The sequence below is a fragment of the Streptomyces sp. E2N166 genome (genome assembly GCF_003671715.1).
Classification (GTDB): domain Bacteria; phylum Actinomycetota; class Actinomycetes; order Streptomycetales; family Streptomycetaceae; genus Streptomyces; species Streptomyces thinghirensis.
In genome coordinates this window covers 1-305 of the sequence record NZ_RAIF01000046.1, presented here as the reverse complement: position 1 = coordinate 305, position 305 = coordinate 1, and the positions used below count along the sequence as shown (strand labels likewise).

The following is a 305-nucleotide window of genomic DNA, read 5'->3' as shown; positions in this document are numbered from 1 at the left end:
GCAGGCCAGGTGCACGGCCATGGCGGACGAGGTGCACATGCTGTCCACGGCCAGGCTCGGTCCTTCGAGGCCGAAGAAGTGCGAGACGCGGTTGGCGATGAGGTTGTAGGAGGCGGACGAGGTGAGCGCCGCGAGTACCGGTTCGCAGGCGTCCGCCCGGTACATCTGGTAGGCGGCGCCGACGTACACGCCGACGCTGCGGCCGTAGCGCCGTTCGATGACCTCCTGGGTGACGCCGCCCTGTTCGAGCAGGTGCCACACGGTCTCCAGGAACAGCCGCTGCTGCGGATCCATCGCCGCGGCCT

1 protein-coding gene is annotated in these 305 nt (G+C 69.2%); it reads right to left on the bottom strand.

Annotation, left to right across the window (positions count from 1 at the left end; genetic code table 11):
• On the bottom strand, positions 1-305 hold a 305-nt coding region (locus EBH09_RS37355), incomplete at both ends, for a beta-ketoacyl synthase N-terminal-like domain-containing protein (protein WP_153182792.1).